This is a genomic window from Streptomyces sp. NPDC059957, assembly GCF_042730015.1.
GTDB lineage: Bacteria > Actinomycetota > Actinomycetes > Streptomycetales > Streptomycetaceae > Streptomyces.
On the sequence record NZ_JBHWMB010000033.1, the window covers coordinates 29,064 to 44,574 of the forward strand.

General features: G+C 73.8%; 13 protein-coding genes. 4 read left to right on the forward strand and 9 right to left on the reverse strand.

Features of this window, described 5'->3' with window-relative positions; all coding sequences use genetic code 11:
- Nucleotides 1–680 precede the first annotated feature (680 nt).
- Nucleotides 681–1,076: a cell division protein SepF gene (locus ACFWBW_RS22550; RefSeq protein ID WP_250742110.1), complete on the reverse strand. Its 396-nt coding sequence runs from the start codon at nt 1,074–1,076 to the stop codon at nt 681–683.
- Between the two features lie 205 nt (nt 1,077–1,281).
- Here ACFWBW_RS22550 and ACFWBW_RS22555 point away from each other — a divergent pair, with 205 nt between their 5' ends.
- The gene (locus ACFWBW_RS22555; protein ID WP_385375061.1) at nt 1,282–2,007 is read left to right on the forward strand and encodes a DUF2470 domain-containing protein; all 726 of its coding nucleotides are present in this window, start codon (nt 1,282–1,284) and stop codon (nt 2,005–2,007) included.
- 84 nt (nt 2,008–2,091) lie between these two features.
- Nucleotides 2,092–3,012, forward strand: a complete 921-nt coding sequence (locus ACFWBW_RS22560) for an NADP-dependent oxidoreductase (protein WP_385375063.1) — start codon at nt 2,092–2,094, stop codon at nt 3,010–3,012.
- Nucleotides 3,013–3,088: 76 nt separating this feature from the next.
- Here ACFWBW_RS22560 and ACFWBW_RS22565 read toward each other — a convergent pair whose 3' ends face one another.
- The 8 genes from ACFWBW_RS22565 to ACFWBW_RS22600 form a co-directional block, all read right to left on the reverse strand.
- Nucleotides 3,089–3,457, reverse strand: a complete 369-nt coding sequence (locus ACFWBW_RS22565; protein WP_385375065.1) for a 4Fe-4S binding protein — start codon at nt 3,455–3,457, stop codon at nt 3,089–3,091.
- Nucleotides 3,454–4,947 carry an FAD-binding protein gene (locus ACFWBW_RS22570; protein ID WP_385375067.1) on the reverse strand — a complete coding sequence of 498 codons (1,494 nt, stop codon included), beginning with the start codon at nt 4,945–4,947 and terminating at the stop codon, nt 3,454–3,456. Before ACFWBW_RS22570 ends, ACFWBW_RS22565 begins: the two co-directional genes overlap by 4 nt.
- A gap of 86 nt (nt 4,948–5,033) precedes the next feature.
- Complete coding sequence (locus ACFWBW_RS22575) at nt 5,034–6,383, reverse strand: LLM class flavin-dependent oxidoreductase (protein WP_385375069.1); 1,350 nt, start codon at nt 6,381–6,383, stop codon at nt 5,034–5,036.
- A gap of 97 nt (nt 6,384–6,480) precedes the next feature.
- Nucleotides 6,481–7,428, reverse strand: a complete 948-nt coding sequence (locus tag ACFWBW_RS22580; RefSeq protein WP_385375071.1) for an ABC transporter permease — start codon at nt 7,426–7,428, stop codon at nt 6,481–6,483.
- Nucleotides 7,425–8,246, reverse strand: a complete 822-nt coding sequence (locus ACFWBW_RS22585; RefSeq protein WP_385375073.1) for an ABC transporter ATP-binding protein — start codon at nt 8,244–8,246, stop codon at nt 7,425–7,427. Before ACFWBW_RS22585 ends, ACFWBW_RS22580 begins: the two co-directional genes overlap by 4 nt.
- 9 nt (nt 8,247–8,255) lie before the next feature.
- Nucleotides 8,256–9,290 (reverse strand): ABC transporter substrate-binding protein, encoded by a 1,035-nt coding sequence (locus tag ACFWBW_RS22590; protein WP_385375075.1) that lies wholly within the window; start codon nt 9,288–9,290, stop codon nt 8,256–8,258.
- Between the two features lie 71 nt (nt 9,291–9,361).
- Nucleotides 9,362–9,919 (reverse strand): NADPH-dependent FMN reductase, encoded by a 558-nt coding sequence (gene ssuE, locus ACFWBW_RS22595; protein ID WP_385375077.1) that lies wholly within the window; start codon nt 9,917–9,919, stop codon nt 9,362–9,364.
- Between the two features lie 77 nt (nt 9,920–9,996).
- The gene (locus tag ACFWBW_RS22600) at nt 9,997–10,965 is read right to left on the reverse strand and encodes a TauD/TfdA dioxygenase family protein (protein WP_385375079.1); all 969 of its coding nucleotides are present in this window, start codon (nt 10,963–10,965) and stop codon (nt 9,997–9,999) included.
- 1,279 nt (nt 10,966–12,244) lie between these two features.
- Between ACFWBW_RS22600 and ACFWBW_RS22605 the strand changes: the two genes are divergently transcribed.
- The gene (locus ACFWBW_RS22605; protein WP_385375081.1) at nt 12,245–13,582 is read left to right on the forward strand and encodes an ROK family protein; all 1,338 of its coding nucleotides are present in this window, start codon (nt 12,245–12,247) and stop codon (nt 13,580–13,582) included.
- Between the two features lie 62 nt (nt 13,583–13,644).
- Nucleotides 13,645–15,501: a methylmalonyl-CoA mutase family protein gene (locus ACFWBW_RS22610; protein ID WP_385375082.1), complete on the forward strand. Its 1,857-nt coding sequence runs from the start codon at nt 13,645–13,647 to the stop codon at nt 15,499–15,501.
- Nucleotides 15,502–15,511 lie beyond the last annotated feature (10 nt).

Below are 15,511 nucleotides of genomic sequence, written 5' to 3' on the forward strand. Positions count from 1 at the left end.
GGGGCGGCACTTGGGCCGGGGCCGAGGGCAGGGCCGGGACTTGGGCCGGGGTCGGCACAGGTGGCGGAGTCGACGCCGAAGCCGTAGCCGCGGCAGGAGCCGGGACGCGGCCAACGGCTAACTCCGGACCAGCGAACACGGCGGAAGCCGCGGGGGCGGCGGACCCGTCCGACACGACGGCGGGCCCGGCGGAAGTCGCGGGGGCCACGGGCAGGGCGGAAGCCGCGGAGGCGGGGCGCCCGGCCAACGCGACCGCGGGCACGGCCGAAGCCACGGAGGCGGCGGCCCCGGACGGCGCAACCGAAGCCGCAGGCCCGGCAGAGGCCGCAGGCCCGCCGGAGGGCGCGGGGGCCGGGGGCAGAGCGGGAACACCGGGCCCGGCCGGAGCGGCGGCCGGAGCGGCGGCCGGCGCGGTGGCCGGCGCGGGGGCCGGGGGCAGAGCGGGAACACCGGGCCCGGCCGGAGCGGCGGCCGGTGCGGCGGCCGCAGGTGCTGCCGGAGCAGTGGAGGCCGCAGGCGCGGTCGGCACGGCGGAAGGCGTGGCCGGGGGTGTGGCGGAAGCCGCGGTGGGGGCCGTGGGAGGAGCCGCCGGAACGGCGAGGCGCGAGGTCATGCGCGGGACGGTACGGGCCGACGGACCCCCCGTGGGTCCGGCGAACCGTTCCGCCCGCGGGACCTTCCTACGATCGGGGGACGGCCGCGGCCGCGATCCCCTCCACCTCGGTCCCGACGGGCGCCAGCAGGAAGACGTTCCGGTCGACCCGGTGCATCCCGCTGCCCAGCCCGAAGACCACGCCACTGCTGAAGTCCAGGATGCGCTTGGCCACTTCGCCGTCCGCGCCCGTGAGGTCCAGCAGCACCGGGATCTGTGCGATCAGGTACTCCGCCACCTCCCGCGCGTCCGCGAAGACCTGGACCCGGATCACCACGAAGCGGCGCTGCTCCGCCGCGGACGCCCCCGGAACCGTGGGGATCGTGCGGTGATCCACGCGGGAGGGCCACTCGTTGCGGCTCCGCAGGGGGACCACCTGCGCGAGCCCCTCCCACTGTTCGTCGGTGACGTCGTACCTGCTCACCAGGCCGCCTCGGCCTTGCGCTTCATGTGCATCCCCCCATCCTCTCTCGTTTCACCCGTTCAGCCCAACACCGACACGAGGCAGCTGAGACGGGCCGCCGACCGCCCTCCGTCCAATCCCCCGTCTACCCTCCACTCGCCGAGTAGGTTAGGTTAGGCATACCTAAGTACGTGCCACCTCGCCACTCGGGACGACGGAGATCCACATGCACCTGCCCCTGCCGCTGCCGCTGCCCACCGACGCCGAGCGGGTCCGGTCCATCCTGGCCGCCGCCCACTCCATGACCGTCGTCACCGACGGGCAGCGCACGGAGATCCGCCACCTCGACGGCACCGACCCCCTCGGCCGGCTGCACCTGCACCCCGCCGATCCGGGGGCCGGCGCCGTTCACCGCCCCGCGATCCGGCTGGAGTTCACGGACATCGCGCCCACTCCCGTACGGGACCGCGTACGCGCCCGGGTCACCCTCGTCGGCCGCCTCCTCACCCCCTACACCGACGGGAGCACCGAGGGCTCCGACTCCACCTGCGTGGAGTTCGGCCGGGCCGTCCTCGTCACCCCCGACGGCGCCCGCGCGTACGTCGGTCTCGAGGAGCTGGACGCGGCCTGCCCCGATCCGCTCGCCCCCTACGAGGCCGGGATGCTCACCCACCTCCTCGACGACCACGCCGAACTGGTCACCCTCCTGCTGCGCCTGGTCCGGCCGCAGCCGGCCGCGGATCCGGGGGCCGGGTCCGCCGTCCTGCGCGCACTGCCCCTCGCCATGGACCGGTACGGGATCACCCTGCGCCTGGAGGAGCGGCGCGGCCACCGTGACGTACGGATCCCCTTCCCCTCCCCGCTCGATGACGTGGAGCAGTCCGGGGCGCAGATCCAGGCCCTGTTCAGCGCGGCCCGCCGCAGCTCGCACCGCAACACCCTGCCCGCCTGAGCGGCCTCCCCCAGGAACGGGCCATTCCGGAAGAGAGTGCCGAATCCCGGAACAACGCTCCCCCGAAGGCCCGTTGGGAAGATCATGAAGGCAATCACATACACCGCATACGGAACGCCTGACGTCCTCGCCCTCACCGAGGTTCCGGAGCCGAAGGTCGGTCCGGGCGAGGTCCTCGTCCGCGTCAAGGCCGCCGGCGTGAACCCGGTGGACTGGAAGCTCGCCGCCGGTTACCTCGACCCGATCCTCGAAGTCCGCTACCCGGTCATACCCGGCTGGGACGTCGCCGGCGTCGTCGAGGCGGTCGGCGAGGACACCTTCGACTACGCCGTCGGCGACGAGGTGTACGGCTACGTCCGCAAGGAGTGGGTGGAGCTGGGCACTTACGCCGAGCTGGTCTCCGCCCCCGTCCGCACCCTCGCCCGCAAGCCGCGCGAGCTGAGCTTCGAGCAGGCCGCCGGCATCCCGCTGGCCGGGCTCACGGCCTACCAGTCGCTGACCCGCGTGGGGCTCGAGGCCGGCGAGACCGTGCTCATCCACTCAGCCGCCGGCGGCACCGGCTCCTTCGGCGTGCAGATCGCCGTCGCGCTCGGCCTGCGCGTCATCGGCACGGCCGGCGCGCACAACCACGACTACCTGCGCTCGCTGGGCGCCGAACCGGTCCTGTACGGCGAGGGCTTCGCCGACCGGGTCCGCGAGCTGGCACCCGAAGGGGTGGACGCCGCCCTGGACTTCTTCGGCGACGACGTCATCCCGGCGCTCCGGTCCCTGGTCAAGGAGGAGCGCCGGGTGGTGTCCATCGCCGACTACACGGCGGCCGCCCAGGGCGCGCACCAGCTGTGGGTCCGCCCGGACACCGCCGACCTGGCCTTCCTGGCCGAGCTCGCGGACAAGGGCGGACTCACGGTCAACGTGGAGCACGCGCTGCCGCTCGCCGAGGCGGCGAAGGCCTGGGCGCTGAGCGCCACGGGCCGCACCCGCGGCAAGATCGTCCTGACCGTTTGACGGACTGGCCGTCTGACGGACCAAACGGTCCGGCAGACTAACGGTCCGGCCGTCCGACGCGGGTGCGGCCCCTCGCTCAGGAGGTGATCGGCGGCGCCGCACCGCCGCCGCCCGCCGGGCCGAGCGAGGGTCCGACCGCCCGCAGGGCGCCCGGTGTGCGCCCCTCGCCCCAGCCGATCTCCCGCCGGTAGCTGCCGAGCAGCCCCCGGCCGGCGAGCCCGGCTTCGTCCCGTACGGCCGGGTCCTCGGGGACCGGCCGGGTCAGCGGGGACACGAACAGCGCGTCCACCGGGCAGTTCGCCTCGCACAGGAAGCAGGTCTGGCAGTCCTCCTGCCGGGCGAGCAGCGGGATCCCCTCCGGTCCCCGCTCGAAGACGTCGGTCGGGCACACCTCCACGCACTTGTCGCAGGCGATGCACCGCTCGGCCGAGACCAGCTCGATCATGCGACCAGCTCCGCCGGCCGCGTCCACACCCGGTCGAGCCCGCCGGTCACGATGCGGTGGTGCTGCGCCGGATCCTGCCCCGGGTGGTCGAGCCGGCGGGCCATCCCGCGGCTCTCGGTGCGGGCCAGCGCGGAGGCGTACATCCAGCGGGCGTGCGCCGTCATGGCCGCCGCCTGCCGGACCTTGACGAGCCCGGCGCCCTCCCCGCGGAAAGAACCGCGCAGCTGCGCCCAGACCTCGTCGAGGGCGCCGAGCGAGTCGGTGAGGACGGAGCCGCGCCGCAGGTAGTTCTTGTCGTACGGCAGCACCTGCTCCTGGACGAGGCGTACGAGTTCCCGTGCCTCCCCGGGCCCTGCCGCGGACCCGGCGCCCCCGGTCGGCCGCAGGCCCGCCCCGCCGGCCCCGGTGACGGGCCGGAAGGCGGCCCGGCCCGAGCCCAGCGAGCGGGCGTACCGGGCGGCGCCGGCCCCCGCCCAGCTGCCCGAGGACATCGCCCAGGCGGCGTTGTGGCTGCCGCCTCCGGTGAAGCCCCCGCAGATCTCCTCGCGGGTGGCCGCGTCCCCGGCGGCGTAGAGGCCGGGGACGGCGGTGGCGCAGTCGTCCCCCGTGATCCGGATCCCGCCGGTGCCGCGGACGGTGCCCTCGGCCAGCAGGGTCACGGAGAAGCGGTCGGTGAAGGGGTCGATGCCGAGCCGGTCGAAGGTGAGGAAGAAGTTCGGCTGCGCGAGCCGCATCGCGGCCTGCGCGGTGGCGTCGGCCCGGTCGAGGCGGGCGTAGACCCGGGCTCCGGTGAGGAGTTCGCGGGCGATGGCGGAGCGCCCGCCCTGGCTGGCGGCGCCCTCCAGGACCTCGCCGTCCTCCTGGTAGAAGGTGGCGAAGGTGTAGAAGGCCGTCTTGGTGACGGAGGTGCCCTCGGGGGCGATCCCGTAGGAGTTGGAGAACTCCATGCCGGACAGTTCGGCCCCGGCCTCGGCGGCGAACAGGGCGCCGTCCCCGGTGTTGGTGTTGGTGCCGAGCGCCCCGCTGAGGAAGGCGCAGCCCCCGGTGGCCAGGACGACGGCGCCGGCCCGGACCCGGTAGGGCTCGCCGGCCTGGCGGCGGTAGCCGGCGGCGCCCGCGACGGCGCCGTCCGCGTCGGTCAGCAGCTCGGTGACGGGGCTGTGGTCGAGGATCCGGACTCCGGCGCGGCGGATCCGGATGCGCATCCGCCGCATGTACTCGGGCCCTTGGAGGCCGTTGCGGAGCGGCTGCCCGTCCGGGCCGGTCGGGAAGGGGTAACGGCCTTCGTCCGCCAGCTCGTTCATCCGGTCGTACGTCTCGTCGAGGACCCGGGACATCCACCGCCGGTCGGCGAGGTACCCGCCGAGCCCCTCGCGGCTCGCCATCGCCGCTTCGCGGGCCGCCGGCTCCGGCGGGACGTACCAGACGCCGGTGCCGCCTCCGACCGGAGCTCTTCTGGTGGGGCAGGAGATCTTGGCGGCGGGCACCACTTAGGCCCCGGCCCCGGCCGCCTTGAGGGCGGCCCAGGCGGCGGCGGGGCCCCCGCCGACCACGAGCACGTCGGTGACGTGCTCGCTCACGCCCCGGCTCCGGCGGTGGCTCCGGCTGCCGTGTAGCGGTTGGCCGGGCGCGCCAGTCCGTAGTTCTCGCGCAGGGTCCGGCCGGTGTACTCGGTGCGGAAGAGCCCGCGGCGCTGGAGGATCGGCACGACCTGGTCGACGAAGTCGGTCAGCCCGGTGGGGAGTACGGGAGCCATGATGTTGAAGCCGTCGGCGGCCCCCTGGGTGAACCACTCCTCCAGCTGGTCGGCGATCTGCTCGGGCGTCCCCGCGAAGACGCGGTGGCCGCGGCCGGCGCCCAGCCGGGCGATCAGCTCGCGCAGGGTCAGGCCCTCGCGGCGGGCGAGCTCGGCGACGAGCGTGAAGCGGCTCTTGTTGCCGTTGATGTCCCGCTCCTCGGGCAGCTCGGGCAGCCCGCCGTCGAGCGGCAGCCCGCTGAGGTCCACGCCCAGCATGTTGGAGAGCTGCGCGAGGCCGTACTCCGGGATCTGGAGCTCGGTGAGCTCCTGCTCCAGGGCCCTGGCCTCGGCCTCGGTGGAGCCGATGACGGGGGCGATGCCGGGCAGCACGAGCAGCTCGTCCTCGGAACGGCCGTACTTGGCGAGGCGGGACTTGAGGTCCTTGTAGAAGGTCTGCCCGTCGGCGAGGGTCTGCTGGGCGGTGAAGACGGCCTCGGCGTACTGGGCGGCGAACTCCTTGCCGTCCTCGGAGGAGCCGGCCTGCACGAGCAGCGGGTGGCCCTGCGGGGAGCGGGGCACGTTGAGCGGTCCGGCGACGCCGAAGTACTCGCCCTTGTGCGCGGCGGGGTGGAGCTTGTCGGTGTCGGCGTAGACGCCGTTCTCCTTGTCGAGGACGATCGCGTCGTCCTCCCAGCTGTCCCAGAGCTTGGTGGCCACGTCGAGGAACTCGCGGGCCCGGTCGTAGCGGAGGTTGTGCTCCAGGTGCTCCTCCCGGTTGAAGTTGCGGGCCTCGTCGACGCTGCCGGAGGTGACGATGTTCCAGCCGGCGCGGCCGCCGCTGATGTGGTCGAGGGAGGCGAACTTCCTCGCGGTGTTGAAGGGCTCGTTGAAGGTGGTGGAGACGGTGGCGATGAGCCCGATGTGCTCGGTGACGGCGGCGATCGCGGAGAGCAGGGTGAGCGGCTCGAAGCCGCCGACGGCGTTGTAGCGGGCCTTGCCCCAGAGGGCGACCCCGTCGGCGAAGAAGATCGAGTCGAGCCGTCCGCGCTCGGCGGTGCGGGCCAGTTCCTGGAAGTAGCGCAGATCGGTGATCCGCTCGGGGCTGCTGGCCGGGTGGCGCCAGGCGGCGTCGTGGTGGCCGGCGTTCATGAGGAAGGCGTTGAGGTGGAGGGTCCGGGGTGCGGTCATTTCTTGTCCTCGGTGGGGAGTCGGGCGCGCGGCGCCCGCAGGGGTGGTCGTGGCGGGCCGGACGGCCCGAGCGGCCGGCGGCCGGGGGGCCGGGGCCTCAGGACGGGACGCGCCACGTGCTCAGGCGGCGTTCGATCGTGACGAGGACCTGGTTGAAGGCGAGGCCGATCGCGGAGATCGTGACGATGCCCGCGTACATCTGCGGGATCGCGAAGTTGAACTGCGAGGCGTTGATCAGGTAGCCGAGGCCCGCCTTCGCGCCGATCATCTCGGCCGCGACGAGGACCAGGATGGAGACGGCCCCCGCCAGCCGGATGCCCGTGAAGATGACCGGCACCGACGCCGGCAGGATCACCTTCTGGAACAGCTTCGGCGTGGACAGGTCCATCGAGCGGGCCAGTTTCACCAGCGTCGGATCGGCGTTGCCCACGGCGCTGATGGTGTTCAGCAGGATCGGCCAGACGCAGGCGTACACGACGATCGAGACCTTCGAGGTCTCCCCGATGCCCAGCAGCAGGACGAACACCGGCAACAGCGCGAGCGCCGCCGTGTTGCGGAACACCTCCAGCAGCGGCCCGAGCAGCGCCGCCACCGGCCGGTACCAGCCGATCAGCAGGCCGAGCGGGACCGCGACGGCCACCGCGATGCCGAATCCGCCGAAGGAGCGGGCCAGGCTGGCCTGGCTGTGCTCGGCGAGCTGCCCGTTGCCCAGCAGCTCCCACCAGGCCTTGGCGACCTCGCTCACCGGCGGCAGGAACGTCGCGTCGACGAGCCCCAGCCGTGGCGCCGCCTCCCACAGGGCGAGCAGCGCGAGGATCGCCGCCGAGCGCAGCGCCACCGCCCGCAGCCCCCGCAGGACGCGCAGGGCCAGGGCCGTGGCCGGTCGCCGTACGGGAGGCCGCGCGGGGGTCCGTACCTCCGGCGGCGCGAGGTCCCGTACGGCTGTCGCCGCCTCATCCGTCTTGGCGTCAGGCTCGACGTCGGCCTCGGCGTTCGTCTTGACGTCCGCCTCCGCCGCTACCGCTGCTTCCACCGTCGTGCTCATACGGCGACCTCCTCCTTCTCCAGTTGCTGGGCGCGGGCCACCTCGTCGTGGAGCAGGGTCCAGATCTCGTGGCGGTAGCGGGCGAACTCCGGGCTGGAGCGCAGGTCTTCACCGGTGGCACCGGTGGCCCGGTCGCCGAACGACACCGGGACGACCTGCTTGACCCTGCCGGGGCGGGAGGTGATGACGGCCACCCGCTGCCCGAGGTACACGGCCTCTTCGATGCCGTGCGTGATGAACACGATCGTCTTGCCGGTGCTCTGCCAGATCCGGCGCAGTTCGTCCTGGAGGGACTCGCGGGTCTGCGCGTCGAGCGCGGCGAACGGCTCGTCCATCAGCAGCACGTCCGGGTCGTACGCGAGCGAGCGAGCGATGGCGACCCGCTGGCGCATGCCGCCGGACAGTTCGTGCGGGTGCCGGTCCTCGAACCCGGTGAGACCGACGAGGTCCAGGAACTCACGGGCTTTCGCCGCGCGTTGGCGGCGCGGGACGCCGGTGGCCTCCAGGCCGAACTCGATATTGCCCAGCGCGGTGCGCCACGGCAGCAGCGCGTACTGCTGGAAGACGATGCCCCGGTCGAGCCCCGGACCGGTGACCGGCTTGCCGTCGAGCAGGATCCGGCCGGAGGTGGGCGGGGTCAGGCCGCCGAGCAGGTCCAGGAGGGTGGACTTGCCGCAGCCGCTGGGGCCCACGACGACCACGAACTCCCCCGACCCGATCTCCAGGTCGATGCCGTCGAGGGCGGTGAACTCCTCCCTGTTCTTCTTGTCCTTCGTCGGGAAGGTCTTCGTCACGGACTCGAACACGATCTTCGCCATGGCAGCCGGTCAGCCCTTCCCGTGTCCGTTGAACTCGTTGGTGAAGAGGTCGGCCGCCTTGAGCTGCCCCGGCTTGATCTCGCCGCGCTCGCCGAGCCAGTCGAGCCAGAGCTGGAAGCCCTTCTCCTCGATCCGGCCGCCCTTCTCGGCGACCCCGTAGGAGCGCCAGTACTTCAGGGTCGCCGTGTCCTCGTTGCGGCCGCGCTTCTTGACGATCTCCGTCATCCGCGCGATGACCTCCTCGCGCGGAGTGGTGCGGGACCAGTCGATGGCCTTGGCCACCCCGGTCACGAACGTCCGTACGGTGTCCGGGTTCTGCTTGATGAAGCGCTCGGTCATGATGTAAGTACCGGCGCTGAACGGGCCGAGCAGTTCGACGTCGGTGAACAGCGGGCGGATGCCGCCGGTCGCGAGGGCCTTGTCGCGCAGGACTCCGGTGAGGACCCCGACCTCGATCTGCTTCGCCCGCAGCGACTGTTCGGTGTTGACGGGGGGAACCACGATGGGCTCGACCTTGGCCGCGTCCGCCTTGGAGAGGCCGTTGCGGCTCAGGTAGGTGTCGAGCAGGGCCTGGTAGTGGGCGCCCAGGGTGTTCATGCCGACCTTCTTGCCGATCAGGTCTCGGGCCGAGCGGATCGGGCTGTCCTCCAGTACGTAGTAGCCCCCGTAGGAGTACTGGTCGGAGCCGTAGGAGGAAACGACGGCCTTGATCGGGGCCTTGGTGGAGGCGAGCTTGATGACCGCGCCGTTGAAGGCGCTGCCGAAGTGGGTCTGACCGGTGGCGGCGGACTGGATGTCCTGCGGGCCGCTGATGGTGTTGCCGACCCAGTCCAGGGTCACGTCGCCGAGGTAGCCGAGGTCGGCGGCGAGCTCGGGGAGCGTGACCGCGCCGACGGCGCCCTGGTACTTCAGGGAGGTGATCTGCTCGCCGCCGGAGCCGCCGCCGGCGGTCGCCGTCCCGCAGCTCACCGCGGCCGCCGAGATGCCGAGCAGGGTGAGGAACTGGCGTCGGGAGGTGCGGGTGGTGGTGAAAGCTGCGGACATCGCGATTCCTTGTCGATCCGGGTCGGGCGAGTAGGGCGGGTAGTGCAGGTGGGACGGTTTCCGTACGGAGATCAGCGCGCGGTGGCGAGCGCGGCGGCCTGAGCCGCGCGCAGGGCTTCGGCGAACTCGTCGACGGCCTGGTACAGGTCCAGCTCCGCCTCCGGGCGCAGCCGGTCCGGGCCGGCCCCGCGCTCGACGGAGGAGTCCAGGACGAAGCGGCCGGCGGTGACGTGCCGGGCACCGAGCGCGGCGAGGACCGGGCGCAGGGCGTAGTCGATGGTCAGGACGTGGGCGAGGCTGCCACCGGTGGCCAGCGGGAAGACCGTCTTCCCGGCCAGCCCGTCCTGCGGGAGCAGGTCGAGGAAGGCCTTGAGGAGCCCTGTGTACGAGGCCTTGTAGACGGGCGTCGCGATGACGATCCCGTCGGCTTCGGCGACGGCCGACAGGGCCCGGAGGATCTCCGGCTCGCCGCGGCGCGCGGCGAGCAGATCGGCGGCGGGGAGCTCCCGGACAGCGAGCTGCGCGGTCTCGTACCCGGCGTGGTTCAGGCGGCGCAGCACGTGATCGGCGACCACGTCGGTACGGGAGTGGAGGGACGGGCTGCCGGTGAGGGCGAGCAGCTTGGGCACGGAGCGCTCCTTGGCTGACGGAGATGGGGAGACGGGTGGTTCGGGGTCGACCGGGGTCGACCGGGGTTCTGTTCGGCTCAGGCTTCGGAGCCGGAGCCGGAGCCGGAGTGGGAGTCGGAGTTGGAGGCTCCGGAGGCGATGCCGAAGGCCGGGTCCGGCACGGTCTCGGGGCTGATCAGCCGGGACGGAACCCCGTCGGGCCCGACCGGGACGTCGCCGTCGACCGTCACGCGGCGCAGGGTGCGCTCGTGGTCGTCGGAGTCGTCGACGCCGTAGTGCTGGGTGGCGCGGTTGTCCCAGATCGCGACGTCACCGGCCTGCCACTGCCAGCGGACGGTGTTCTCGGGGAGCTCGATGTGGGCCTGGAAGAGGTCCTGGAGGAGGCGCGAGTCGCGGCCGGTGAGCCCGTTGATCCGCTGGACGAAGTTGCCGAGCAGCAGGGTGCGTTCACCGGTCTCGGGGTGGACCCGGACCACCGGGTGCTCGGTGAGGAACTTGGTCGAGGTGAACACCTCGCGGTACTGGGCGAGCGCCTCGGGAAGGGCGTCGGGCTTCAGGGCCGCGTAGTCGTATTCGTTGGAGTGCACGGCGCGCAGGCTGTCGGCGAGGACGCGCAGCGGCTCGGGCAGGCCGGCGTACGCGGTGGCCGTGTTGGCCCACAGGGTGTTGCCCCCGTAGGGCGGGATGGTGACGGCGCGCAGGATGGAGAAGGCGGGGTAGGCGGGGACGAAGGTGACGTCCGTGTGCCACTGGTTGGCGCGGGCTCCGTGGTGGGAGTCGATGCCGAGCGCGTAACGCCCGTCGGCGGAGGGCACGGTGGGGTGCGCGACCGGCGCGCCGAGCAGCTCGGCGAAGGCCTCGTGACCGTCCTCGTCGAGGTGGTCCTGACCGCGGAAGAAGACGACCTTGTGGGCGAGCAGCGCGGCCCGGATCCCGGCGACGGCCTCGCCTTCGAGCTCGCCGCCAAGCCGGACCCCGCCGATCTCTGCGCCTATGCGGCCGCCGATCTTGGTGACGGTGAGGTCGGTGCGGGTGGCAGTGGACATGATGGGCTCCTTGTTTATTTCCGCAGAGGAAGAAATGAGGGAAGCGAAGACGGCGGCGATCCGGCCGGGGAAGACGGATGGATGGGGACCGGCGGTGCGGCGCGGGATCGGCGGGCTACGAGGTCGGGCGGACGGACAAGCAGACGGAGTGGAGTCCGGCGGACGGCCGGGGCGGGGCGAGCGGGGCCGCGACGTCCGGCGGGCGGAGGCCGGTGGCGGGCGACGAAGTTCGGCAGGTAGGAGCCGGCGGGCGACGAGGTTCGACGGGCGACCGGCGCCGGCGCCGGCGACGGGTGTGAGCGGGCGGCGCGCTCGGAAGCCATCGGCCTGAGCCGCAGGGTCCCGCCACCATCCGGCGGTGAGACGGCGCAGGCCCCGGAGCACACCCCCGACGGCGGGACGAACGCCCAGCCGCTCGGGGACTCAGTGGCTCACGGGCTCAGAAGCTCCGGCTCCGGGGGCCGAGGCTCCGGGTGTCCGAGGCTCCGGCTCCGGGGGCCGAGGCTCCGGCTCCGAGGGTCAAGGACTCCGAGGCTCAGGACCTCAGGGCCTCAGGGCCTCAGGGCTGAGACGCTCAGCGGCACACGCTCAGGAACAGCGCGGGGCCGTACAGCGACGGCCCTGACACTCGCCCGGCGCGGTACAGAGGCCGGGGGTGTGGAGCCGCGGGGCGAGGAACTCGGTCGCGGTCATGTCCCGGAGACTGCCAGCGCCCCCACCCCCGGTCAACCCCACCGAGCACCCCGGACCTTCACGCCCAGCCCCCGTCCCACACCTACTGTGACCTGCCAATTCACCATTTCCCGCCACTCCCGGAACGGCCGAAACCCATGGCCTGATTTCACGCCCCCGCAACGCACCCGCCACGCAGCCCCGCCCACCGGCAGCCCCGCCGGCGCCGGGGCAGAGCCCAGGCAACGGATCCGCACACCACCAGCAGCCAGGAGCCGGCCCGGCCGGGCGTGCGGCGCCGGACCCGGGCGGAGCCCCGCCATCGGCCGTCCGGCGCTTGCGGCGCGGGGCCGGGGCGGGGCCGGGGCGGCGTAATCAGCCCGCCGGCGTTTGAGGCGCGGGTCCGGGGCGGAGCCCCAGGTGCGGCGCCGCACCGCGCCACACGGCTCCACCCTCCACCCAGCCCCGCCGGCGTTTGAGGCGCAGGGGTCCGGGGGTCGGCCCCCGGGAAGCCCCGCGGCACGGGGCTACCCCACCGACCCGCCCCCGCCGCGCGCGGCGACACGGCATGATCGGGACCACACCCCACCCCCCGAGGAGCCTGCCCGTGCCCCCCACCCCCGGTGACAGCCGGGCCGCCGCCAATGCCGCCGCCGTGCTCCGCACCGTCCTGAGCCACGGCCCCCTCGCGCGGAGCGACATCCCGCAGCTCTGCGGTCTCAGTCCTGCCGCCGTGTCCCGGCAGACCACGGCCCTGCTCCGCGCCGGCCTGCTGTGCGAGCGCCCCGGACCGGAGCAGCCGCCCGCGGCGACCGGTGCCGGTGCAGGGTCCCGTACCGGTGCCAGGTCCGCAACCGGTACCACGCCCGGGTACGGGTCCGGGTCCGGCACCACGCCCGGACCGGGTACCGCGCCCGGGTCCGGTACCGCGCCCGGGTCCGGTACCGCGCCCGGGTCCGGAACCACCCCCGGCCCCGGCCGCCCCCGCATCCCCCTGGACCTGCACACCGGCCCCCTCGGCGGCCCCCTCGCCGCCGGCCTGCACATCGGCGTGCCGTCCTCCACCTTCAGCCTGGTGGACCTGCGCGGCCGCGTCCTGGCCCGCCGGGCCTTCTCGCACGCGGGCATCTCCCCCGGCCGCCTCCCCGCCGCCATCGCCGCCGAACTCGGCCGGTTCCTGCGGGAGTCCAGCCCCGCCGGCCGCCCCCTTCTCGGTCTCGGCGCGGCCCTCGGGGGCTGGGTCCGCCCCTCCGACGGCACCGTCGTGCGCCACGACGCCCTCGGCTGGCGCGAGCTCCCCCTCGGCGCCGAGCTCTCGGACCGCCTCGGGCTTCCCGTCTCCGTGGACAACCACGCCCGCGCCGTCGCCCACGCCGAGATCCTCTTCGGCCGCCCGGAGGCCCGCTCCAGCGTCCTCCACCTCTTCATCGGCAACGTCGTCGACGCCGCCTTCGGCATCGAGGGCACCGTGCACCAGGGCCCCGGAGCCGCCGCCGGGGACGTCGCGCACCTCCCGGTGCCCGGTTCGCCGGCCCCCTGCGCGTGCGGCCGTACGGGTTGTCTCCAGGCGAGCGCCTCCGACGGGGTCCTCGGCGCCGAGGCCGTGCGCCGGGGCATCGTCCCGGAGCCTTCCGTCCACCTCCTGGTCGACGCCGCCGCCACCGGCGACCCCCGCGCCGACCGGCTGCTGCGCGAACGCGCCCGTACGGTCGGCCGGGCCGCCGCCCTGCTCCTCGACGTGTTCAACCCGGCCGTCATGGTGGTCGCCGAACTGTCCAGCATCCTCCACGACGGCTACCTCGACGAGATCCGCGGCGCGGCCGGCGACCAGGACCGGTACGGGCGGCGGATCGTCGCCCCGCACGCGGGTCCCGCCGTACTCCCGGTAGCCTCCGCGACCGTCCTGCTCGCCCCGCTCTTCCGTGACCCCTCCCGACTCACATGAGAGGGCGAGATCACATCCGGTGGTTATAGGTCGTTCACAAGGACCCCCCTAACATTCGAGCCATGACGGTCCTGCCTGATGACGGGCTCTCCTTGGCCGCCGAATTCCCTGACGCGACGCATGAGCAGTGGCAGCGCCTGGTAGAGGGCGTGCTGCGCAAGTCGGGCAAGGAAGTTTCCGGCGAGGCAGCGGAAGACGCGTTGTCCACGAAGCTTGAAGACGGGCTCACCACCCGCCCGCTGTACACCGCGCCCGAAACCGCGCCGGACACCGGATTTCCCGGGTTCGCGCCGTTCGTGCGGGGCGGACGCGCCGAGGGCAGCGCCGCCTCGGGCTGGGACGTGCGCCAGCGGATCGCGGGCACCGACCCCGTACGGGTGAACGACGCGGCCCTGGCCGACCTGGAGAACGGCACCACCTCGCTGTGGCTGGCCGTCGGCGACGCCGGCCTGCCCGCCGAGGGCCTGGGCCGGGCGCTGGAGGGGGTCTACCTCGACCTCGCGCCCGTGTCCCTGGACCCCGGAGCCCAGTACGCGGAGGCCGCCCGGGCCCTGCTCGCGCTGTACGCCGAGCGCCGGGTAGCCCCCGAGGCCGCCCACGCCTCCCTGGGCGCCGACCCGCTGGGCCACGAGGCCCGGACGGGCGAGGCCCTGGACCTGGCGCGGGCCGCCGCGCTCGCCGCCGAGACGGCCGCCTGGCCGCACGTGCGCGCCCTGACCGTCGACGCCCTGCCGTACCACGAGGCGGGCGGCAGCGCCGCCGAGGAGCTGGGGCTCTCCCTGGCCACCGGGGTCGCCTACCTGCGCGCCCTCACCGAGTCGGGTCTGAGCACCGAAGCGGCCTTCGGCGAGCTGGAGTTCCGCTACGCCGCCACCGCCGACCAGTTCCTCACCATCGCCAAGCTGCGCGCCGCCCGCCGCCTGTGGGCCCGGATCGCCGAAGCCTGCGGAGCTCCGGCGGCCGGCGCACAGCGCCAGCACGCCGTGACCTCGCCGGTGATGATGACCCGCCGCGACCCGTGGGTGAACATGCTGCGCACCACCGTCGCCTGCATGGCGGCGGGCGTGGGCGGAGCCGACGCGGTCACCGTGCTCCCGTTCGACCAAGAGCTGGGCCTGCCCGACGCGTTCGCGCGCCGCATCTCCCGCAACACCTCCACGATCCTGCTGGAGGAGTCCCACCTGGCCCGGGTGATCGACCCGGCGGGCGGCTCGTACTACGTCGAGCAGCTCACCGACGAACTCGCCCACGCCGCCTGGGAGTTCTTCCAGACCGTCGAGAAGGCGGGCGGCCAGGCCGCCGCGCTGCGCTCCGGGCTGGTCGCCGAACGCCTCGCCGCCACCTGGGCCGCGCGCTCGAAGAAGCTGGCCACCCGGCGCGAACCCGTCACCGGAGTCAGCGAGTTCCCGCACCTGTCCGAGAAGCCGGTCGTACGGGAACCCGCTCCGGCCCCGCTCACCGGCGGATTGCCGCGCGTGCGGCGCGATGAGGCGTACGAGGCACTGCGCGCCCGCAGCGACGTACACCTGGCGGCGACCGGCGCCCGGCCGACCGTCTTCCTGGCGGCCCTGGGCCCGGCGGCCGCGCACACGGCCCGCGCCACCTTCGCCTCGAACCTGTTCCAGGCGGGCGGCATCACCCCGGTCCACGACCCGGTGTCGGTGACCCCGGAGACCGCCGCGGCGGCCTACGCGGCGAGCGGGGCCGACGGCATGGCCGTGCTGTGCTCCAGCGACGCGCTGTACGAGGAGCAGGCCGAGGCGGTGGCCGCGGCCCTGCGCTCGGCCGGCGCGACGACCGTGTTCCTCGCGGGCAGGCCCGGCACCGCCGCGGCGGCCGTGGACGAGTACGTCTTCGCCGGCTGCGACGCGATCGCCGTGCTGTCCTCCGTACTCGACCGGATGGGAGTCGCGTCTTGAGCACCGACCG